Annotated in this window: 26 protein-coding genes; 24 read left to right on the top strand and 2 right to left on the bottom strand. The window is 63.1% G+C overall.

The annotated features are described in order from the left end of the window. Positions 1-5: 5 nt before the first annotated feature. From R0382_RS00005 to R0382_RS00065, 13 genes are all read left to right on the top strand, one after another. Complete coding sequence (locus tag R0382_RS00005; protein WP_432724193.1) at positions 6-260, top strand: phage virion morphogenesis protein; 255 nt, start codon at positions 6-8, stop codon at positions 258-260. Positions 261-476: 216 nt separating this feature from the next. Next, on the top strand, positions 477-1,625 hold the full coding sequence (locus R0382_RS00010; protein ID WP_432719854.1) for a peptidase: 1,149 nt from the start codon (positions 477-479) through the stop codon (positions 1,623-1,625). A gap of 28 nt (positions 1,626-1,653) precedes the next feature. After that, positions 1,654-2,580, top strand: a complete 927-nt coding sequence (locus R0382_RS00015) for a hypothetical protein (protein ID WP_432719853.1) — start codon at positions 1,654-1,656, stop codon at positions 2,578-2,580. Positions 2,581-2,590: 10 nt separating this feature from the next. Then, positions 2,591-2,827 (top strand): hypothetical protein, encoded by a 237-nt coding sequence (locus R0382_RS00020; RefSeq protein WP_432719852.1) that lies wholly within the window; start codon positions 2,591-2,593, stop codon positions 2,825-2,827. Further along, the gene (locus tag R0382_RS00025) at positions 2,824-3,156 is read left to right on the top strand and encodes a capsid cement protein (RefSeq protein ID WP_432719851.1); all 333 of its coding nucleotides are present in this window, start codon (positions 2,824-2,826) and stop codon (positions 3,154-3,156) included. The genes R0382_RS00020 and R0382_RS00025 overlap by 4 nt, the downstream gene beginning before the upstream one ends. Before the next feature lie 2 nt (positions 3,157-3,158). Continuing rightward, on the top strand, positions 3,159-3,464 hold the full coding sequence (locus R0382_RS00030; protein ID WP_432719850.1) for a DUF7681 family protein: 306 nt from the start codon (positions 3,159-3,161) through the stop codon (positions 3,462-3,464). Positions 3,465-3,471: 7 nt separating this feature from the next. Continuing rightward, a complete protein-coding gene (locus R0382_RS00035; protein ID WP_432719848.1) occupies positions 3,472-3,921 on the top strand; it encodes a gp436 family protein in 450 nt (149 codons plus the stop codon). Then, positions 3,921-4,385 (top strand): Gp37 family protein, encoded by a 465-nt coding sequence (locus R0382_RS00040; protein WP_432719847.1) that lies wholly within the window; start codon positions 3,921-3,923, stop codon positions 4,383-4,385. Before R0382_RS00035 ends, R0382_RS00040 begins: the two co-directional genes overlap by 1 nt. After that, positions 4,382-4,606: a hypothetical protein gene (locus R0382_RS00045; RefSeq protein ID WP_432719846.1), complete on the top strand. Its 225-nt coding sequence runs from the start codon at positions 4,382-4,384 to the stop codon at positions 4,604-4,606. The genes R0382_RS00040 and R0382_RS00045 overlap by 4 nt, the downstream gene beginning before the upstream one ends. A 2-nt stretch (positions 4,607-4,608) precedes the next feature. Continuing rightward, complete coding sequence (locus R0382_RS00050; protein ID WP_432719844.1) at positions 4,609-6,039, top strand: phage tail sheath subtilisin-like domain-containing protein; 1,431 nt, start codon at positions 4,609-4,611, stop codon at positions 6,037-6,039. 2 nt (positions 6,040-6,041) lie between these two features. Further along, entirely contained in the window at positions 6,042-6,566 is a 525-nt protein-coding gene (locus R0382_RS00055; RefSeq protein ID WP_432719843.1) for a phage major tail tube protein, read from the top strand. 155 nt (positions 6,567-6,721) lie between these two features. Beyond that, complete coding sequence (locus tag R0382_RS00060) at positions 6,722-6,964, top strand: phage tail assembly protein (RefSeq protein WP_432719842.1); 243 nt, start codon at positions 6,722-6,724, stop codon at positions 6,962-6,964. A gap of 28 nt (positions 6,965-6,992) precedes the next feature. Then, positions 6,993-7,124, top strand: coding sequence for a hypothetical protein (locus R0382_RS00065; protein ID WP_432719841.1), 132 nt, complete (start codon positions 6,993-6,995; stop codon positions 7,122-7,124). On the opposite strand, the gene R0382_RS00070 is transcribed toward R0382_RS00065, so the two are convergent. Beyond that, the gene (locus R0382_RS00070; protein ID WP_432719840.1) at positions 7,084-7,401 is read right to left on the bottom strand and encodes a hypothetical protein; all 318 of its coding nucleotides are present in this window, start codon (positions 7,399-7,401) and stop codon (positions 7,084-7,086) included. The two genes, R0382_RS00065 and R0382_RS00070, sit on opposite strands and share 41 nt — an antisense overlap. Between R0382_RS00070 and R0382_RS00075 the strand changes: the two genes are divergently transcribed. Genes R0382_RS00075 through R0382_RS00095 form a run of 5 tightly spaced genes read left to right on the top strand, consistent with a single transcriptional unit; the run spans position 7,373 to position 12,804 of the window. Beyond that, complete coding sequence (locus R0382_RS00075; RefSeq protein WP_432719839.1) at positions 7,373-9,919, top strand: phage tail tape measure protein; 2,547 nt, start codon at positions 7,373-7,375, stop codon at positions 9,917-9,919. The genes R0382_RS00070 and R0382_RS00075 overlap by 29 nt on opposite strands. Then, on the top strand, positions 9,919-10,815 hold the full coding sequence (locus tag R0382_RS00080) for a phage tail protein (protein ID WP_432719838.1): 897 nt from the start codon (positions 9,919-9,921) through the stop codon (positions 10,813-10,815). The genes R0382_RS00075 and R0382_RS00080 overlap by 1 nt, the downstream gene beginning before the upstream one ends. Beyond that, a complete protein-coding gene (locus R0382_RS00085) occupies positions 10,815-11,021 on the top strand; it encodes a tail protein X (RefSeq protein WP_432719837.1) in 207 nt (68 codons plus the stop codon). The genes R0382_RS00080 and R0382_RS00085 overlap by 1 nt, the downstream gene beginning before the upstream one ends. Beyond that, positions 11,009-12,196 (top strand): phage late control D family protein, encoded by a 1,188-nt coding sequence (locus R0382_RS00090; RefSeq protein WP_432719836.1) that lies wholly within the window; start codon positions 11,009-11,011, stop codon positions 12,194-12,196. Before R0382_RS00085 ends, R0382_RS00090 begins: the two co-directional genes overlap by 13 nt. Then, on the top strand, positions 12,193-12,804 hold the full coding sequence (locus tag R0382_RS00095; protein WP_432719835.1) for a phage baseplate assembly protein V: 612 nt from the start codon (positions 12,193-12,195) through the stop codon (positions 12,802-12,804). Before R0382_RS00090 ends, R0382_RS00095 begins: the two co-directional genes overlap by 4 nt. Here R0382_RS00095 and R0382_RS00100 read toward each other — a convergent pair whose 3' ends face one another. Then, entirely contained in the window at positions 12,805-13,485 is a 681-nt protein-coding gene (locus tag R0382_RS00100; RefSeq protein WP_432719834.1) for a DUF4145 domain-containing protein, read from the bottom strand. A gap of 73 nt (positions 13,486-13,558) precedes the next feature. On the opposite strand from R0382_RS00100, the gene R0382_RS00105 reads away from it, so the two are divergent. The 6 genes from R0382_RS00105 to R0382_RS00130 all read left to right on the top strand — a co-directional run bounded on the left by R0382_RS00105 (position 13,559) and on the right by R0382_RS00130 (position 18,757). Continuing rightward, entirely contained in the window at positions 13,559-13,957 is a 399-nt protein-coding gene (locus tag R0382_RS00105) for a GPW/gp25 family protein (protein WP_432719833.1), read from the top strand. Beyond that, positions 13,948-15,099, top strand: a complete 1,152-nt coding sequence (locus tag R0382_RS00110) for a baseplate assembly protein (protein WP_432719832.1) — start codon at positions 13,948-13,950, stop codon at positions 15,097-15,099. The genes R0382_RS00105 and R0382_RS00110 overlap by 10 nt, the downstream gene beginning before the upstream one ends. Then, a complete protein-coding gene (locus R0382_RS00115; protein ID WP_432719831.1) occupies positions 15,092-15,673 on the top strand; it encodes a phage tail protein in 582 nt (193 codons plus the stop codon). The genes R0382_RS00110 and R0382_RS00115 overlap by 8 nt, the downstream gene beginning before the upstream one ends. Positions 15,674-15,682: 9 nt before the next feature. Next, the gene (locus tag R0382_RS00120) at positions 15,683-17,173 is read left to right on the top strand and encodes a hypothetical protein (RefSeq protein ID WP_432719830.1); all 1,491 of its coding nucleotides are present in this window, start codon (positions 15,683-15,685) and stop codon (positions 17,171-17,173) included. Positions 17,174-17,202: 29 nt separating this feature from the next. Beyond that, positions 17,203-17,733, top strand: coding sequence for a DUF4376 domain-containing protein (locus R0382_RS00125; protein ID WP_432719829.1), 531 nt, complete (start codon positions 17,203-17,205; stop codon positions 17,731-17,733). Between the two features lie 109 nt (positions 17,734-17,842). Continuing rightward, positions 17,843-18,757 carry a LysR substrate-binding domain-containing protein gene (locus tag R0382_RS00130; protein WP_432721431.1) on the top strand — a complete coding sequence of 305 codons (915 nt, stop codon included), beginning with the start codon at positions 17,843-17,845 and terminating at the stop codon, positions 18,755-18,757. The last annotated feature ends 6 nt before the right edge of the window (positions 18,758-18,763 follow it).

Here is an 18,763-nt window from a genome sequence, read left to right on the forward strand (position 1 = left end):
GTATTCTGCAGCACACCGGCGACCTCGCGGCTTCGATCACCGCCGACTATGGCCATGACTACGCGCTGGTTGGCAGCAACAAGGTCTACGCGGCCATGCAGCAGTTCGGCGGCGACAAGGCCGACTTCCCGAACCTCTGGGGCGATGTACCGGCCCGGCCGTTTCTGCCAATCGACGCCGACGGAAAACTCCAGCCCGAGGCCAAGGAAGAGGTGCTCGATACCGTGCTACGGCACCTCCAGACGGCCGCGCGGATTTAGCGTCGTGGCGCCGGTTTGATCGCCGGCACGTCCGAATCCCCGTCCCGGCTGCTATCCGCACGCCGTAAAGCTTTATAAAGCGGCCAGCGTGACTTTCCGGGCGTGCTTTCCATCGGCGGTCACCGCTTCCCCTCGGCACGGGGTGTCACCGGCGCATCGTCAACTCAGTAAACTGGATTAAAAGCCAGTCCCGCCGCTGCGGCCGATCATGGCCGCATGAAAACGCCCAAGCCCCTTCATATCTTCAAGCCCGGTACGTGGATCACCACCGCCGGCGAAGAGATTTCGTTCTCGCAGGCGGACCTCGACGCGACGGCGGCGGCCTACGACCCGACACGTCACAAGGCGCCGATCGTCGTCGGCCATCCGAAGAGTGATGACCCGGCGCAAGGCTGGGCCAAGTCGCTCTTAAGCAACGAGCGCGGCCTGTACGCCGAGCCGATGAAGGTCGCCCCGGCCTTCGCCGAAGAGGTCAACGCCGGCCGCTTCGGCACGATCTCCGCCAAGTTCTACCGCCCCGAAGACCTCAACAACCCGAAGCCCGGCATCTGGTATCTGCGTCATATCGGCTTCCTTGGCGCGCAGCCGCCGGCCGTCAAGGGTCTGGACGAACCGTCCTTTGCCGAAGACAGCACCGAAGACGACGGCTGCGTCTGCTTTCAGGAAGGCGTGGCCTTCGGTGGCTGGGGACTCGACACCAGCGCCTCGCTATTCCGCCGCCTGCGTGACTGGCTCATCGGCCAGCACGGCCAGGAGACGGCCGATCAGGTCGTACCTGACTGGCAGATCGAATCAATCCGCGAGGCCGCCCAACAGGAACGCAACGACGAGCGCGTCGAGGGCAGTTCGGCGTTTTCCGAATCCCATCCCCAACCCAATGACGAGGAGCACACCGTGACCCCGGAAGAGAAAGCACAGCTTGAAGCCGAGAATACCCGCCTGAAGCAACAACTGGCTGTGGCCGAGGCCGACAAGCGCAATGCCGCCGCGACCAAGCGCCACGGCGAACATGCGGCCTTTGCCGAAGGTCTGGTCGGCGAAGGCCGGCTGGCGCCGAAGGCCAAGGCCGCCGTGGTCGCGCTGCTCGATGCCGTCGACGGCGAAGCGCCGGTCGAGTTTGGCGAAGGCGATAGCAAGCAGCCGCTGGCCGATGCGTTCAAGTCCTTCCTTGGGGAGCTGCCCAAGGTTGTTGAATTCGGCGAGCACGCGACCAAGGACAGGTCGACCACCGGGGCCTCCGGCGCATCGGCTGAGTTCGCCGAGAAGTCGACCGACCCGGATCGGCTGGCGCTGCACCAGCGCGCAGTCGCACTCGCCGCCGAGAAAGGCATTCCCTACGAGCAAGCCGTGCGCTCGCTGGTTTAACCCCTGCTGACTCAACAAGGAAAACGTGATGGCAGATCGTCTTAGCAAGCTCCGGGTCGTCGACCCGGTATTGACCAGCCTGGCGCGCGGCTACCGCAACGCCCAGTACATCGGCGAGGGCCTGTTCCCGGTCGCCGAGATGGAAAAGGAAGCCGGCATCATTCCGCGGTTCGGCAAAGAAGCCTTCCGTCTGTGGGAAACCGAGCGCGCGATTCGCGGCAAGTCCAATGTGATGACGGCCGACGACCCGGATACGCTCGATGTGGTGCTGCGCGAACACGACCTCTCGTACCCGGTGGACTACCGCGAGCAGGCCGAATCGATGTTCAACGAAGAAGCCAAGGCAGCGAAGCGCGTCAAGGATGCGATCGACCTCGGCCGCGAAGTGGCCGCTGCGCGGTTGGCGCAGAACTCGAACACCTATCTCGCCGGTGCCAAGGTCACGCTGGCCGGCGCGGCCAAGTGGGTGAATGGCGGCGGTGATCCGATCAAGGACATCGAGGACGGCAAGGAGGTCGTGCGCCAGCGCACCGGCATGCGGCCGAACACGGTCGCCATGGGTGCCGCCGCGTATGCCTCGCTCAAGTTCCACCCGAAGCTCGCCGCCGCACTGGGCACCCAGGAACGCAAGCTGATCACGCTGGAACACCTGAAGGCGATCTGGGGTGTCGAGCACATCCACATTGGCGAAGCGCTGGCCGCCGACGGCAACGGCGCGACCGGCGACATCTGGGGCGACAACGTGATCCTTGCCTACGTGGCCAAGCCCGGCGCCGGTGAGTCGGCCGACCACGACATCCCGTCCTTCGGCTACACCCTGCGCAAGAAGGGCATGCCGGAAACCGACAAGTACAACGCCGAAGGCAACAAGGTTCAGTACGTGCGCCACACCGACGTCTACAAGGTCGTCGTCGTCGGTGCCGATGCCGGCTACCTGATCGCCGACGTGAACTGAGGGGTCGGTGATGAGTGAGATCAAGAAGACGCTGTACGTCGTCAAAGGCATGGCCATCAAGCACGGCGATGCGCTGTATCCCGAGGGCGAGCTGATCGAGCTGGCCGACGACGAGGCCAAGCCGCTGGCGCAATGGATCGAACCGGCCAAGGTTCCGGTGGAAGCCAAGGTGACGACCAAGACCAAGGACTCCGACGGCGACAAAGCCGCAACGGATACCGCTGACAAGAAGGATGGCCAGCAATGAAGCCACAACACGTAACGCTGACGACGTCGGTCTTGGCACTGACCGACCTGACCCAACGCCGCTTCGTCGGCTTTGACGGTGGTATCTGCGCCGCCGGCACCAAGGCGCTCGGCGTCGTCGAGGTTGATACCGGTGCCGGCAACATGGCGCCATCCAATGTGCTCGGCGTGATCCTGGTCGAAGCCGGTGCCGCGATCGCGGCCGGCGCCGAGGTGCAATCCGACGCCGCCGGCAAGGCCATCACCAAGGCCGCCGGCGTCGGCAACGGCTTCGCCTGGGACGCTGCCGCTGCGGCGGGCGACGTGATCCGTATCGTGCGGGGTATCTGAGCATGGACAACCAGCACCAGCGCATTACCGGCTATCGCGATTTGACCGAGGAAGAGATCGCCTTGATGAACGAAATCAAGGCCAAGTCTGCCGAGGTTGGCGCGTTGGTCGAAACGCTGCGTGCCGGCTTGCCGGTATTCGCCACCGATGATGTGCAGGAAGAAGCGCCTGCTGCCGATGATTTCGTGCTGGTTGCGCTGTCGCCCGATGCCTTTGAAGTCGACCGCTGGCTGAACATTGGCCAGGACCACCTGCAGCAAGGCTTCATGGCGCTGACGCGGGCAGTCGCCCGGCCGACGAGCTTCTGAGCCGATCATGCGCTACTGCACCCTGGCAGACCTGCAACTGGCCATCCCGATGGCCACACTGATTCAGTTGACCAACGACAGTGCGACCGACTTCAACGCACCGGCGCCGGTACTGAATCAGGCGGTGGTCGACGAGGCTGTTCGTCAGGCCGAGGAACTCGTCGACGCCTACCTGCGCGGCCGTTACCTGCTGCCGCTGGAGCCGGTGCCGACCGTGGTGAAGGACATCACCGTCAATCTGGCCCGCCATTGGCTGTATGCACGGCGGCCGGAAGGCAACGATCTGCCGGATGCAGTGACGCGAACCTACAAATCGGCGCTGCAGATGCTCGAGGCGATCCGTGACAACAAGCTGACCATCGGCGCGCCGACTGGCGAGGCCACGCCGGAGCCGGGCGAAATGAAGGCTCGCACCCGGCCACGCCGGTTTTCTGCCGATTTACTGGATCGGTACTGATGGCCACGACCCTGCAAATTCTGGAGTCCGTCGTCGTTCGCCTGCAGGCCAGGTTGCCGCAATTGGCCGTCGAGTATTTCCCCGAACGGCCGGCCGAGTACCGCGTGAATCACGCAGTTGGTGCGCTCCTGGTGAGCTACCCGGGCAGCAACTTCGCCGAGACGGTCGATGTCGGCTGCATCGCCCAGCCCCGGACGCTGAAGCTGTCGATCACGGTGATGCTGCGGCAGCTCAATGGCCGCGGTGGCGCCGTCGACGTGCTCGATGTCGTGCGTGCGGCACTGATCGGTTTTCGGCCGCCGGACTGCCGCAAGACCAAGGCGGTATCCGAGAAATTCCTCGGGCAAGTCGGCGGCATTTGGCAATACGCCGTGGATTTCAGTACCGAAGCGATGCAGGTCGAGGATGTCGAGCCGGACAACCTGCCTGTTCTGACCACCGTGACCTATGAGGAAACCCCATGAAGTATCTCTATAGCGGCCCCACCAGCGGCGTGACGCTGCAGGACGGCGACGAGCCGCGCGAAGTCATGCTGCACACCGGCGCCGAAGTCGAACTGCCGGCCGAACACGAATACACCAAGACGCTGCTGGCCTTGGGCTACCTCGCACCGGCACCGGCCAAAACCACCAAGGTGTCGGCACGCCCGGCTGTTAGCGCGGACGAATCCGCCAAGGAGGCATGAGCATGGCTGCAAACTATTTGCATGGTGTGGAAACGACCGAGGTCGAGCGCGGCAAGCGCAAGGTCCAGACGGCAAAGTCCGCCGTGATCGCGCTGATCGGCACTGCACCGATGGGCCCGGTCAACCAGACGATCCTGAGCCTGTCGGAGAAAGACGCGGCCCAGTTCGGCACGCAGCTGCCGGGCTTCACCATTCCACAGGCGCTGGATGCGATCTACGACCACGGCGCCGGCACGGTCATCATCGTCAACGTGCTCGACCCGGCGATCCACAAAACGGCCGTGGCCAGCGAGGCGGTCACCTTCGATGCGTCGACTGACCGCGCGAAACTGGCGCACGGTGCGATCGTCAATCTGGTGTTCAAAAGCAATGACGGTGCGGTGACCTACATCGCCGGCACCGACTACACCGTCGATCCGCTGTCCGGTGAACTGGTCCGGCTCAAGAGCGGTGCGATCGCAGCCAGTGGCGGCGGCAAGGCCGGCTACGACTTCGCCGACCCGACCAAGGTCACGCCGGCCGACATCATCGGCGCGGTCAATGCTGCAGGCGTGCGCACCGGCCTGAAGGCGTTGAAGGACACGTACAACCAGTTCGGCTTCTTCGCCAAGATTCTGATCTCACCGGCGTTCTGCACGCAGAACTCGGTAGCGACCGAGCTGATCGCGATGGCCGACCAACTCGGTGCGATTGCCTACATCGATGCGCCGATCGGCACGACCTTTGCCCAAGCGATCGCCGGCCGCGGGCCGCAGGGAACGATCAACTTCAATACCTCCAGCGATCGGGTTCGCCTGTGCTATCCGCACGTGAAGGTCTACGACCCGGTGCTCAACGCCGAACGCCTGGAGCCGCTGTCGGCGCGCGCCGCCGGCCTGCGCGCCAAGGTTGACCTGGATAAGGGCTATTGGTGGTCGCACTCGAACCAAGAGCTGGCCGGCGTGATCGGCGTCGAGCGCCAGCTCTCGGCGATGATCGACGACCCGCAATCCGAGGTGAACCTGCTCAACGAGGTCGGCATCACCACGGTGTTCTCAAGCTTCGGCTCGGGCTACCGGCTGTGGGGCAACCGCACCGCGGCGTGGCCGACCGTGACGCATATGCGCAATTTCGAGAACGTGCGCCGTACCGGCGACGTGATCAACGAATCGATCCGCTACTTCAGCCTGCAGTACATCGATATGCCGATGAACCAGGCATTGATCGACTCGCTGCTGGAGTCGGCCAACGGTTATGGTCGGGACCGGATCGGGGTCGGTGCACTGCTGGGGTTCAAGGCGTGGTTCGATCCGGCTCGCAACGAGGAAACCGAACTCGCCAACGGCCATCTGCTGATCAGCTACAAGTACACGGTGCCGCCGCCGAATGAGCGCACCACCTACGAGACCGAGATCACCTCGGAATACCTGCTGACGCTGAAGGGGAGTAACTGACCATGGCCGGCCAGATTCAAATCAACCGCATCACCAATGCCAATATCTACGCCAACGGTAACTCGCTGATCGGCCGTGCCGAGGAGATCAAGCTGCCCGATGTCGCCGCCATTATGGCCGAGCACAAGGCGCTGGGGATGGTCGGCAAGATTGAGCTGCCGTCGGGTTTCGACAAACTGGAAGGCGAGATCAAGTGGAACTCGCTGTACAAGGACGTGGCCAAGCTCGCCGCCAACCCGTTCAAGGCGGTGCAGCTGCAGTGCCGCTCGAACATCGAGACCTACGGTGCGCAAGGCCGGTTGCAGGAAGTCAGCTTGGTGACCTACCTCACCGTGATGTTCAAGAAGAACCCGCTTGGCACCTTCAAGCAGCACGACAACGCCGAGTTTGCGTCGGCATTCTCGGCCACCTACATCAAGCAGGTGATCGACGGTGAGGACGTGCTCGAACTGGACTACATGGCGAACATCTTCCGCGTCGGTGGCGAGGACATGCTTGCCGACTACCGGCGCAATATCGGCGGCTAGTTCCGCACCATTTCACCCATGACAACGGCCCGCGCAATGCGGGCCGTTTGTTTTTAAAGCCGTTTAACCGACTGCAGTCGGTTGGGCGTCGACAATCCTTCGTGTACCCGCTTGCTCATCTCGTTGAGCCGTTCAACCCACGCGAAGGATTCGTTATGGAACTCCAACTCAAGCACCCGTTCACCAGCGCCGCCGGCGTCACCATCGACAAGCTGAATATCCGCCGTGCCAAGCGCGCCGACATGAAGGCGGCGAGTAAGTACAGCAAGGACGAGGCCGACCAAGAAGACTTTCTGTTCGCGCAGATCACCGGGCTGACGCTGGAAGATATCGATCAGCTCGATGTGGCCGACTCGAAGGCGCTGCAAGACTCCTTTCGCGCCATGGTGGGCGGCTGAAGAAGCACTGCGGCCGTTGGACGAAGCCTTGCTCAACATCCTTGGGATACAGCCGTCCGAAATCGACGGGCTCGATATGGACGACTACTGGTTCTGGATCGGCGCGGCCGAGCGCAAGGTCAAGCGCGAGAACGAGCAGCAGCGGCAGCTTTACGGCTGAGCCAGACCACCGAAGCCATCACTACACCACCCACCAGGCCGGCGCCCGCGGCCAGCGGCGCGCCGGCCAGTGCAGCCAGCATCAGCGCAAACGGCAGCACGATCAGGGCGAACCAGAACGGTAGGTGCGCAAAGCAAAGCCAGCCCAAGCCGACGGCAACACAGCCGATGGTGAGCCAGTAGATGGTCTTCGCCGAGGAAGTGAGCGTTTTTTCAAACATGGTTGCAGCATAGCAAAGGGGCGAAATCATGAGCAATGAAGTGCTGGTCGGGATCAAGATCGGTGCCTTGCTGTCCGGCTCGTTTCAGTCGGTCTTCGCCTCGGCGCGCAGCACCACGCTGCGACTTGGGCAGGCCGCCACCGAAGTCAGTGCGAAGCACGCGCGTCTGGGTGAGGTCATGGCCCGCGCGATGGCGCACCCGGGACGCAACATCAGTGCCTTGCGCCGCCAGTACGAACAGCTTGGCCAGACGCTGGATCAACTGCGCGCCAAGCAGGAACGGCTGACCGCCAGCCTTGCCCGCGGCGCGGCGCTCAAGTCGGCCCGGGGCGAGTTGCGTAGCGAGGCAATGGAAACCGTCGGTACCGCCGTCGCGCTCGGCGCACCGGTGCTGAAGTCGGTGCAACTGGCCGCCGGCTTTCAGGATCAGCTGCGCGATACCGCCATCACCGGCGAATTCAGCAAGGCCGAAGAGGCCAGCCTCGGCAAGACCATGCGCAAGTCGGCGCTCGACTGGAACCAGACCCAAGCCGAAGTCGCCCGCGGCACGGGCGTGCTTGTTGCCGGTGGCATCCAGAACGCCAGGGAGCTGGAGAAATACGCGCCGGTGATGGCCAAGTCGGCCACCGCCACCCGCGCCAGCATGGACGACCTTGGCGCCGTCGCGCTGGCCATGAAGGACAACCTCAACATCGGCGCCGACGGCTACGAAGGCGCGATGAACATGCTGGCCTACGCCGGCAAGCGTGGTCAGGTCGAAATTCGCGACATGGCCAAGTTCCTGCCGCAGATTGCGCCGTCGTTCCAGGCGATGGGCGTTACCGGCAAGGAAGCCGTCGCCGAAATCGGCGCCGCGCTGCAGATTGCCCGCAAGGGCGCGGGCTCGAACGACGAGGCCGCCAACAACTTCCGCAACTTCCTACAGAAGCTCACCGCGCCGGAAACCCTGAAGGACTTCGCCAACGCCGGCATAGACCTGAAGACCAGTATGCAGACGCTGCGCTCCCAAGGTTTCACGCCGGTCGAGGCTATGCTCAAGGTCATCACCCAGTATTTGGGCACCAAGAGTCCGGAGGCCGCCGATCGCTTCATCGCGGCGATGAACATCAAGGACGACAAGGAGCGCCAGGTTGCCGTCGGCAAACTGCAGGAGGCGTACAAGCTCGGCGAGCTGTTCCAGGACATGCAGGCGATGAACTTCATCCGCCCGGCGATCGCCAACCAGGGCGAGATGCAGGACATCAAGAAGGGTTCGATCGACGCGGCCGACAAGGGCTTGATCGACAAGGACTACGCCAAGCGCACCGAGACCGCCGTTGAGCATTTCAAAGCATTCAAGATCAGCATGATGGATATCGGCATCACTATCGGCGAAGCCCTGCTGCCGACGATCAATGAACTGCTGCGTGACATCAAGCCGGCGATCTCGGCATTCGGCGAATGGGCCAAGGCCCACCCCGTCGTGATCAAGGGCGTGATCGGCCTTGTTGGCGGATTGCTGGCCGGCAAGATGGCGTTTATTGCGCTGCGCTATGGCATCAACCTGGTGCTGTCGCCATTTAATGCACTGACCTCGGCGGTCACAGCGCTCTCTGGCAAGTGGACCCTGCTGCGAGCCTTCGCACAACGCGGCGGTTTTGCACCGGCGCTGTCGGTGCTGCGCGGGCTGGGCGGCGGCTTCATGGCCGTCGGCCGTGCCCTGTTGCCGTTCGCTCGAGGCATGGCGATGGCGTTCGGCTCGCCGCTGATTCTGGCCGCGCGTGGCGTGTTATTCCTGGGCAAGTTGCTTGCAGGCAACCTGGTCGGCGGCCTGCGGCTGGTTGGCCAAGCCGTGCTGTGGATCGGCCGCGCAATGCTGATGAACCCGATCGGCTTGGCGATTACCGGTATCGCGATCGCGGCGTATCTGATTTATCGCTACTGGTCACCGATCAAACAGTTTTTCTCTGGCCTGTGGGCCGAGGTCAAAACGGCGTTTGCCGGCGGCATTGGCGGCGTGGCTAGGCTGATCCTCAACTGGTCGCCGGTCGGACTGTTCTACAAGGCGTTCGCCGGCGTGATGAAGTGGTTCGGTGTCGACATGCCGAAAACCTTCACCGACTTCGGCGGCCACCTGATCGGCGGGCTGATCAACGGGATCAAGGCTAAGTTCGGCGCGGCCAAGGAGGCCATCGTCGGCTTCGGCCAGGACATCAAGGGCTGGTTCTCCAGCACGCTGGGCATCCAGTCACCATCGCGCGTGTTCATGGGTTTCGGTGACAACATCGCCCAAGGTGCGGCAATCGGCATCGGCCGATCGTCCGGGCTGGCCAGCAAGGCGGCCGGCAGCATGGCGGCGCAGACGGCGGCCGCAGCGGCCGCGAAACGCTTGGGCGCCGGGCGCGCATCCGCAGCCGGGCCGGCCGGTGCTGCCGGTGGTGGCATGACTATCCACTTCAGCCCGCATATCACCGTGCCGCCGGGCTCGCCGCAATCCGTAAAGGATGCCGTGCAACAGGGGCTGCAGCTGTCGCTTCACGAGCTCGAGCAACTGATCGGCCGGGTAACGGCACAGCAAGCGCGGAGAGCCTACTGATGTACGCGCTGCTCGGGGACATCCAGTTCGACCTGATCGCGTACTTCGACGGCTTCGAGTCGCAGTTCGGCGCCGACTATGCCGAGCACGCGCTGATCGATGGCAAGCCACGGCTGCAGATCATCGGCGACAAGCTCGACGAGATTCGCCTGACGCTGTCGTTCCATGCGCAGTTCTGCGAGCCCGAGCGCGAGCTGGCCAGGCTGAAGAAGGCGCTGGCCTTGCACCGGGCCATGGCACTGGTACTGGGCAACGGCGACTACAAGGGCTGGTTCGTCCTGACCGACGTGCAGGCGACCAGCGAACAGACCGATGGCTTCGGGACGCTGGTCGCCGTGACGGCGACGGCGACCTTGCGCGAGTACGTCGGCGACAAAAAGAACCCGCTGCCGGCGCCGGCGGTACAGCCTAAAGTGCCGCCGGTCTCGGCCAAGCTGGTGCCAACCGGCCAGGCGATCGGCGCAGTGAACAGCGCCCGCGACAGCATCCGGCAGGCGGTCTCGGCGGCGAACCAGGCGCAAGCGGCCATGCGCACGGCGACCGATGCCGTCCGCGTGGCGCAGCAGCTGCGCAACAACCCGTTGGCCGCGCTCGGCCGTGTGCCTGGTCTGATGACCGGGCTCGGCGACGCAGCCGCACCACTGGCCAAGCTTGCCCCGGCATTGGGCGGTTTGACTAGCCAGCTACCGGAAGCGGCCAGCCTGATGCGGGCCGGCAATAACGCGCTCTCAATGATTACCGCCGCGCAGGGCGTACTGGCCGGCGCGAACACCGGCAACGTCGTCGGCAAGATCGATCAGATGGCGGGCCAGCTTTCCACTGCAAGTGCGGCCCTGGAGCAAGCGGCGCCGGCGACGGCGAAGCTCGCGGCCATGGTCGTGACGAGGGCGATCTGATGTTCTTGACGCATATCACCACCCAGGGTCAGCGCTGGGATCAGCTCTCGGTGCTGTATTACGGCGATCCGTTCCAGTACGAGCGGATCATCGTGGCCAATCCGCACGTGCCGCTGTTGCCTTGTTTGCCGGCCGGGCTGACACTGTCGATCCCGGTGATCGAGCAGCAGGATGTATCGGAGGACTTGCCGCCATGGCTGCGCTGACTGCTACGCCGCAAGCGCCGACCTCGGTTGCGGTGCCGCATCCGGTGTTCGTGCTCACCTACGGCAAGAAGAACATCACCGAGGACATCACGCCCTACGTGCTGTCGGTGACCTATACCGATTACCTGGCCGGGCAGTCCGACGAACTGGAGGTCGAACTCGAGGACACCGACGGCCGTTGGGCGAACCAGTGGTATCCGGGCAAGGGCGACACGCTGTCGTTGAAGATCGGCTACGACCAGGTGCCGCTGCTGCCGTGCGGTGCATTCGAGGTCGACGAGATCGAATTCGCCCGGCCGCCATCGACCGTGTCGATCCGGGCGTTGTCGACCGGCATCAACAAGCCGGTGCGCACGCCCGGCAACCATGGCTATGAGAACACCTCGCTTGCTGCAATCGCATCGCGTGTCGCCAAGCGCAACCGGCTGACGCTGGTCGGCAAGATTCGTGATATTCGGATCGACCGGGTGACGCAGTATCAGGAACACGACGTTGGCTTCCTGACCCGCCTCGGCCGCGAGTACGGCTATGCGTTCAAGATCGTCGGCGACCAGCTGGTGTTTACCGAGCTGAGCGCGCTGCGCGATGGCGATCCGGTGGGCACAGTGGCCTTGTCGGAGATCATTTCGATCCGGCTGCGCGACAAGATCAAGGACATCTACAAGGCGGTCAAGTCGAAGTATCACGACCCGAAGGCCAAGAAGCTGATGGTGATCGCCGAGAAGCCCAACGGCGAGACCGGCGTCATCGGCCATACCAGTGCACCGGCGAAGTCCGGCAAGGCCAGCAGCGGCGACACGCTGAAGTTGTCGAGCCGGGCCGGCTCGAAGGCGACCGCGCAAACCAAGGCACAGGCCGCACTCAATCACGCCAACCTGCAGCAGACCGGCGGATCGATCACAGTGATCGGCAACCCGAAGCTGGTCGCCGGCACCACGTTCACACTGATCGATTGCGGCAGGCTGTCCGGGCGCTACTTGGTTGAGTCGTCCAGGCATCGGCTCACACGCGGCGGTGGCTATGTCACCGAGCTGGAAGTGAAGCGCGTGGCGCTGCCGACGCGACCGGGCGCGGCCAAGCCCGCCCCGAAGAAGTCGGCCAAGGGGCTTACGGTCTACGGCGAGAAGGACGGCAAGGTGCAGGTCATCGGTACGACGACGGGGAAAAAACCATGAACCGCGAAACACTCGACGAGTTTGGCGCCACGCTCAAGACCGGCACGGTCAGCGCCTCACGGCCGGGCTTTGCCCGCGTGCGCTTTCCGGACTTCGACAACCTGCGCAGCATGTGGTTACCGATCGCCTACCCGAAGACGCAGAACGATCAGTGCTGCTGGACCTATGACATCGGCGAACAGGTGAAGGTGCTGCTCGACCCGCGTGGCGAGGACGGCGTGATCCTAGGCGCGATCTACTCCGACGCCGACACGCCGCCGGTGACCGACCCGAACAAATTCGTCATCCGCTTCAAGGACGGTGCGCTGCTGGAGTACGACCGCGGCACGCACACGCTGTCTGTGACAGGTATTGCGAAGATGATCGTCCAGGCCAGCACCGAGATCACGCTGAAGGCCGGTGCCAAGGTGACGATCGACACGCCCGAGGCCGAAGTGACTGGCAACCTGACCGTGCAGAAGAAGCTGACCTTCCTCGGCGGCATGGCCGGCTCAGGCGGCGACGGCACCGCCGCGAAGATCAGCGGTAAGGTCGAGGTAGAGGGTGATGTCAGCGCCAGCGGCTCGGTGATGGATGCCGGCGGCAACTCCAACCATCATGTGCATTGACTACTTGGCTGTCGCTTTCGTGTTGCGACGCTCGATGGCCTCTAGCGCACCTGCCGGCAGATTCGCAAACATGGCCTCAAGCGCCTTGGGCTTCGTGATCATTTCTTCGACGACCATGTTGATCAGGCCAAACAGGGCAAACGCAAGCTCGGGGTTGTCTTGCAAATCCATTTCGCCGGGATGGACTGCGTTGTTACCGGTTACACGCACGACATCGAAAGCCTGTTGCATGCGCACTGGTAGACCATTTGCGACCAGCTTCGCAATGTCTTCATCAATTTTCTTTCCCGCGCAGCCAAGGTGGACACACAGCTTCTGGATCACAAGGCGGAGCAGTGCCGCGGCAGCTCGTGGTGAATGTTGAGCAACAGTGCGCGCCTCGTCGTAGTCGAGACGGCAATCGTCAGGTAGATCGACGTGCGCAACAGGCGCAGACGAAGCGATTGGGTACAACATCACCGCTCGCTGAGCTTCACGATCTGGAGAGTCTGGAAAACCAGAGTTATTGGGCGGCAACCGCCAGATGCTGCGCTGCTGACAGTGCTTGCACCACGCTGAAAATGCCCCAATAGGGGTTTTTTGATGGGTGAATAACGCTGTCCAACCCATGTGTGCAAATGCGTTACAGAAGGGGCAATTGAAAGCATCGGCATTAAACGTTGGCGCCACATAGATCGTCATTCATCTCTCCTTGTTTGCGCCATTTTAATCCCGATTAATATCCCGCCGCTGGGCGTCACGTCACGATGGCCGCATGACGCTGCTATCCGATATCTCTTCCGTCCACTGGCAACCCGCGCTGCACTCCGAACTGCGTCCCGCAGGAAGTCCCCTCCGGGGACAGGGCGTCGACGTCGTCGAGGCTGAGGCCGACGTCGGCCAGTGCATCCGCACCATCCTCAATACACCGAAGGGCAGCGACCCTCATCGCCCCGATTTCGGCTCCGACCTTCATCTCTACATCGACCACCCCGTCAACGAGGTACGGCCGCACCTGGTGCGCGAGGCCGTTGAGGCCATCAGGCGCTGGGAGCCGCGTTGCGAGCTACTCAAGGTCATCGTCTCGGTCGATGAGGCGCACGTGACCTTGCGCGTGCAGTGGCAACTGGCCGATGGTGTGCTGCGTGAAACAGAGGTGCGGCCATGGCGCTGACCGAACCGGATTTCATCCAGCGCGACCCGCAGCTCATCACCGCCGAGATCATCGCCGACTACGAACGGATGACCGGCAAGACACTGTACCCAGCGCAGGTCGACCGTTTGCTGATCGATGTGATCGCCTACCGCGAGACGCTGGTGCGCGTCGGCATCCAGGAGGCGGCCAAGCAGAATCTGGTCGCGTTCGCTCGTGCGCCAATGCTCGACTATCTGGGCGAGCTGGTTGGCGTAACCCGCCTGCCGGCGCAGGCCGCCCGCGCCACATTCCGTTTCCAGCTCATGACCGCACGGTCGACGGCGCTGCTGATCCCGGCGGGCACACAGGTCGAGACCAGCGACGGGGTGGTGACGTTTGCGACGGAGGCCGACGTTGTCTTGGCTGCTGGCCAGTTGTTTATCGACGTGGTTGGCGTATGCGACGCGCCAGGCGTAGCCGGTAACGGCTGGCAAATCGGCAAAATCAGCAGCTTGGTCGATGACCTCGGCGATGACGATGTGACGGTTGGCAACATCAGCGTACCAAGCAGCGGCGTCGAGGAAGAACTCAACGATCGCCTGCGCGAACGGATCAAGCTGGCGCCGGAAGCCTTCAGCACGGCCGGCAGCAAGCTGGCCTATCTGTTCCACGCCAAGAGCGCGCATCAGAGCATCAAGGATGTCGCAGTGCGCGGACCAAAGCTCGCCAAGATCGACGGCCAGATCGTTTCGCTGAACGACGTGCCGCCCGGTGAAGTGCGGCTCTACCCATTGCTCGACGGTGGTCTGCCCGATCAGACCATGCTGGCCTTGGTCGAGGCGACTTGCTCGGCCGAGCGCGTGCGGCCGCTGTGTGACTTTGTGCAAGCGCTGCCACCTATCAAGGTCGAGTACCAAATCGTTGCTGACGTGACGCTGCAGGCCGGTGCCGACCAAGCGGTGGTGTTGGCGCAAGTACGGTCTGCGGCCGAAGCCTATGCCGCAGACCGTGCGGCTGGTCTCGGCCGTGACGTGGTGCCGCAGCAGATCATCGCGAAGCTGCAGCTGCCTGGCGTTTACAGCGCACCGGTCAGCTCGCCGGCCTTGCTGGTGCTGGACGAGCACGAGTGGGCGTATTGCACCGGTATCGATCTGCGCTTTGCGGGAGTCGCCAATGGCTGACGAACTGCTGCAGCCGCCACTGGCCAGCGACGCACGCTTCCAAGTGCTAGGCGACCTAGCCAGCCGCCTGAATGATATCGATCTGTCGCCGCTGCTGGTCTACATGATCGATTCGGTCGACGCCTCGGCGCTGTACGCACTGGCCGAGCAGTTCTCGCTGACCGACAGCGACGGCTGGGCACTGGCCGAGACCGAAACGGCACAGCGGGCGCTGATCAAGCGCGCCATAGAAATCCATCGCTACAAGGGCACGCCCTGGGCAGTACGCGAGGTATTCCGGCTGCTCGGGCTCGGCGAGATCGAGATCGAGGAAGGCCGAGGCGGCTATCGCAGGGACGGCACATGTCGCCGTGACGGCTTCGCGATCCGCGGCACCAAGGCTGATCAGTGGGCGGTGTACCGCATCAAGTGCTTCCGACAGCTGAGCATCAAACAAGCCGAGGAAGCACGGCGGATGCTGGCCAGCGTGGCACCGGCGCGCTGCGCGCTGTTTGAAATCGACTTCTCCGCTGCGGCGCTGATCCGCAATGGCTTCGCCCGGCGCGACGGCACCTATACCCGCGGCTCAATCTAAGGAACCAAGATGGGAAATCTCAACGAACAAGCAGTGTGGGAGTCTGGCGTCCCATACTTCGAAGCCAATGCGGTACTTACGGGCGGTCCGGACTGCCCGGACAACATCCCCATTCGCGCGCTGGCCAACCGAACACTGTTCCTGAAGGCACTTGTCGAGGTGATTAGTGGCAGCACCGACCCGCTGCCACAGTACTGGAACGACGCTCGCGGCAACGCTGAAGTCGCCGCAGCCATTGCCGCCGTTGTTGGCAGTTCACCGGAAACGCTGAACCAGATCAACGAGCTGGCTGCCGCTATCGCTAACGATCCGAACTTTGCGGTGACGATGGCCACCGAGCTGGCCAAGAAGGCCAACCTCTCCGGTGCTGCATTCACCGGCCCGGTGTCCGGCCCGACAGCAGTCATCGGCGACGCCAGCACGCTACTGGCAACGACTGCATTCGTTGCTGCCTTGGTCGCGTCGCGGACGGGTTCGGCCGGCGCCGTCAATTTCCGCAACAAGCTCATCAACGGCAATTTCGACTTCTGGCAGCGCGGTACCTCGATCGCCGCCGGCACGGGATCACGCTATTGCGCCGACCGCTGGGTCAGCAACTCGTCCGGCTCGACCATCGCCGTATCGCGCCAAACATTTGCGCCAGGGCAGACTCTTGTGCCGAGCGAGCCGACGTACTTCCAGCGCGTGGTCGTGGCCTCGGTCGCTGGCGCAAACAATCAAGCGACCATTGCCCAGCCCATTGAGAGTGTACGCAGCTGCGCCGGTCGCAAAGTGACAAGGTCGTTCTGGGCCAAAGCCGACGCGGCTAAGTCGATCGCAGTAGAGTTCGCGCAGAACTTCGGCTCCGGCGGTTCGCCGACCGTCACCGGGATTGGTGCCCAGAAAATCGCGCTGACCACCAACTGGACTTACTACACGATCACTGCCGACATCCCCAGCATTGCCGGCAAGACCATTGCCGGCGGCGATGACTACCTCGCAATGTTTTTCTGGTGCGATGCCGGATCGAGTTTCGATGGGCGCACGGCGTCGCTTGGGCAGCAGTCGATCGTACTGGACTTGGCGCAGGTGCAGCTCGAAGTCGGGGCGGTGGCGACGTCGTCCGAAGAGCGGCCAGCGCAGGTTGAACTGGCGCTGTGCCAGCGATATTTCCAGAAGACGTACCATCAGAACACGGTTCCGGCAAACGGCGCTGGTGGTGGTTTGGCTTTTGGACTGGTCGCCAATTGTTATGCAGGGCAAGCCGGATCGAATTCCCAGCCGATGGCAGTGTGGCAATTTGATGTCGAGATGAGGGCGACCCCTACTATTACCTTGTATAACCCTAGTCCGACAAATTCCGGTGCTGGTGGTCAATGGCGTAACGGAAGCAACGACGCATCAACTGCTAACGCAAGTGCATATGGGATGACAACCAGAAAAACGAATGTTTACAACTCCGACGTAGCAGTAGCTGCCAGCACTTGGTACATCCATGCGGCTGCTGATGCCGAGCTGTAACCCGTGCAACACCATCAAACGAGGCAATCATGAGCACTGCAAAATACAAGCTGACGCAAAGCCCGGACATGGTGATCCGCATCGAGGACGGCGCTAGCATCCCCCGCGGCCACCGCTGGTGGGACGACTACGAGGCCTGGCTGGCAGACGGCAACACGCCCGAGCCGTTCGAGTCGGCCACCACGCTCGAATCGCTCCGAGCCGCCGCACGCGAGCGGATTAACGTCTGGCGGAACCAGCAAGAGCGTGCCGTGGTGTCCTTCCCGCATGCTGACCACCGCTGGGATGGCGGCCTCGTTGTCCGGGAACGGCTCAACACGACGCTGGGGACGCTTAAGGCGTTCGGCGTGCCAGCGGGATTTTTTTGGACGGATGCCGACAATATCGACGTGCCGATGACCCAGCTCGAGCTGCAAGCGCTCTATGAAGCGCACGAGCGCGCCATCTTCGGTCAAGGCTGGAAAATCCATCAGCGCCAACGCGAGCTGAAACGACAAGTTGATGCGGCAGGTGCTGTGTGGCTACGTGCATTCGTTCCGGATTGGCCAGTGTCAGCCTGACCGTTTATGCAATTTCATTGCACATGGCGGAAAATGGCGCATCAACAATTTATCGCGCAAACGGCTGCAAGTTTTCGCGCCGCGCTTCAGCCTTCAAGAGGAAAGTCGAATGGCCCGCCCCCTCCCCCCACTGGACTTGCTGATCGGTTTTGAAGCCGCCGCGCGACGGCTGAGCTTCTCGAAAGCCGGTGAAGAAATCTTCCTGACCCAGTCCGCCGTCAGCCGGCAGATCAGAAAACTCGAGGAACACCTGGGCCTGCCCTTGTTCGAGCGCCAGCATCGCGCGCTGGTCCTGACCGAACACGGCCACGTCTTGTTCGAGGTGGTGAGCAATGCGCTGTCCCAGCTGTCCGAAACCGTCGAAGGGCTGAAGCAGAAACCGCGCCATCAGCAAATCACGATTTCCACGACCACCGCTTTCTCCGCGCTGTGGCTCGTTCCCCGGCTGACCCGGTTCAGCGCGCAATATCCCGATGTGGCGCTGCACATCGAGGCGGACAACCGGATGATCAATCTGCAGCAGACGGAGATCGACCTTGCCATCCGTTACTGCAGCGCAGCGCAGACGCCCCCCGATTCGAGCATTTTCCTGTCCGGCGAGGAGATCTTCCCGGTGTGCAGCCCGGCGCTGCTGCAACGCAACGGCCGCAAGCTGAACTGCGTTGACGACCTGCGGCATCACACCTTGCTGCACCTGGCCGACCCGCAACACGCCTGGCCATGGCTGCAATGGTCGAGCTGGTTCCGCGACGCCGGCTCGGATCTCCAGGTCGGCGACATCGGCTTTCGCTTCAGCCAGCTCGACCAGACGATCCAGGCGGCGGTCCGGGGCCACGGCGTGGCGCTGGGCAGCTCGCCCTTGGTCGACCATCTGCTCGAAGAAGGCGTGCTGGTCGCGCCGCTGGCCGAACGCGTTGTCAGCCCGCGATCGTTCTACCTGTGCCAGGGCACGCGCCGCGACCGGATGACCGCGGACTTCGTCAGCTGGCTGCAGACCACGATTTCACGACCGCCGGCACACTAGTCCAAC

The organism is Jeongeupia wiesaeckerbachi (assembly GCF_050916355.1).
GTDB lineage: Bacteria > Pseudomonadota > Gammaproteobacteria > Burkholderiales > Chitinibacteraceae > Jeongeupia > Jeongeupia wiesaeckerbachi.

Bases quoted from the DNA above. Each gene is read 5' to 3' on its own strand.
- R0382_RS00060 (WP_432719842.1), top strand. From the start codon at position 6,722: ATGGAACTCCAACTCAAGCACCCGTTCACCAGCGCCGCCGGCGTCACC.
- R0382_RS00040 (WP_432719847.1), top strand. From the start codon at position 3,921: ATGGCCACGACCCTGCAAATTCTGGAGTCCGTCGTCGTTCGCCTGCAG.
- R0382_RS00130 (WP_432721431.1), top strand. From the start codon at position 17,843: ATGGCCCGCCCCCTCCCCCCACTGGACTTGCTGATCGGTTTTGAAGCC.
- R0382_RS00115 (WP_432719831.1), top strand. From the start codon at position 15,092: ATGGCTGACGAACTGCTGCAGCCGCCACTGGCCAGCGACGCACGCTTC.
- R0382_RS00035 (WP_432719848.1), top strand. From the start codon at position 3,472: ATGCGCTACTGCACCCTGGCAGACCTGCAACTGGCCATCCCGATGGCC.
- R0382_RS00020 (WP_432719852.1), top strand. From the start codon at position 2,591: ATGAGTGAGATCAAGAAGACGCTGTACGTCGTCAAAGGCATGGCCATC.
- R0382_RS00105 (WP_432719833.1), top strand. From the start codon at position 13,559: ATGACGCTGCTATCCGATATCTCTTCCGTCCACTGGCAACCCGCGCTG.
- R0382_RS00100 (WP_432719834.1), bottom strand. From the start codon at position 13,485: ATGACGATCTATGTGGCGCCAACGTTTAATGCCGATGCTTTCAATTGC.
- R0382_RS00085 (WP_432719837.1), top strand. From the start codon at position 10,815: ATGTTCTTGACGCATATCACCACCCAGGGTCAGCGCTGGGATCAGCTC.
- R0382_RS00075 (WP_432719839.1), top strand. From the start codon at position 7,373: ATGAGCAATGAAGTGCTGGTCGGGATCAAGATCGGTGCCTTGCTGTCC.
- R0382_RS00045 (WP_432719846.1), top strand. From the start codon at position 4,382: ATGAAGTATCTCTATAGCGGCCCCACCAGCGGCGTGACGCTGCAGGAC.
- R0382_RS00120 (WP_432719830.1), top strand. From the start codon at position 15,683: ATGGGAAATCTCAACGAACAAGCAGTGTGGGAGTCTGGCGTCCCATAC.
- R0382_RS00110 (WP_432719832.1), top strand. From the start codon at position 13,948: ATGGCGCTGACCGAACCGGATTTCATCCAGCGCGACCCGCAGCTCATC.
- R0382_RS00015 (WP_432719853.1), top strand. From the start codon at position 1,654: ATGGCAGATCGTCTTAGCAAGCTCCGGGTCGTCGACCCGGTATTGACC.
- R0382_RS00095 (WP_432719835.1), top strand. From the start codon at position 12,193: ATGAACCGCGAAACACTCGACGAGTTTGGCGCCACGCTCAAGACCGGC.
- R0382_RS00050 (WP_432719844.1), top strand. From the start codon at position 4,609: ATGGCTGCAAACTATTTGCATGGTGTGGAAACGACCGAGGTCGAGCGC.
- R0382_RS00055 (WP_432719843.1), top strand. From the start codon at position 6,042: ATGGCCGGCCAGATTCAAATCAACCGCATCACCAATGCCAATATCTAC.
- R0382_RS00030 (WP_432719850.1), top strand. From the start codon at position 3,159: ATGGACAACCAGCACCAGCGCATTACCGGCTATCGCGATTTGACCGAG.
- R0382_RS00010 (WP_432719854.1), top strand. From the start codon at position 477: ATGAAAACGCCCAAGCCCCTTCATATCTTCAAGCCCGGTACGTGGATC.
- R0382_RS00090 (WP_432719836.1), top strand. From the start codon at position 11,009: ATGGCTGCGCTGACTGCTACGCCGCAAGCGCCGACCTCGGTTGCGGTG.
- R0382_RS00080 (WP_432719838.1), top strand. From the start codon at position 9,919: ATGTACGCGCTGCTCGGGGACATCCAGTTCGACCTGATCGCGTACTTC.
- R0382_RS00025 (WP_432719851.1), top strand. From the start codon at position 2,824: ATGAAGCCACAACACGTAACGCTGACGACGTCGGTCTTGGCACTGACC.
- R0382_RS00125 (WP_432719829.1), top strand. From the start codon at position 17,203: ATGAGCACTGCAAAATACAAGCTGACGCAAAGCCCGGACATGGTGATC.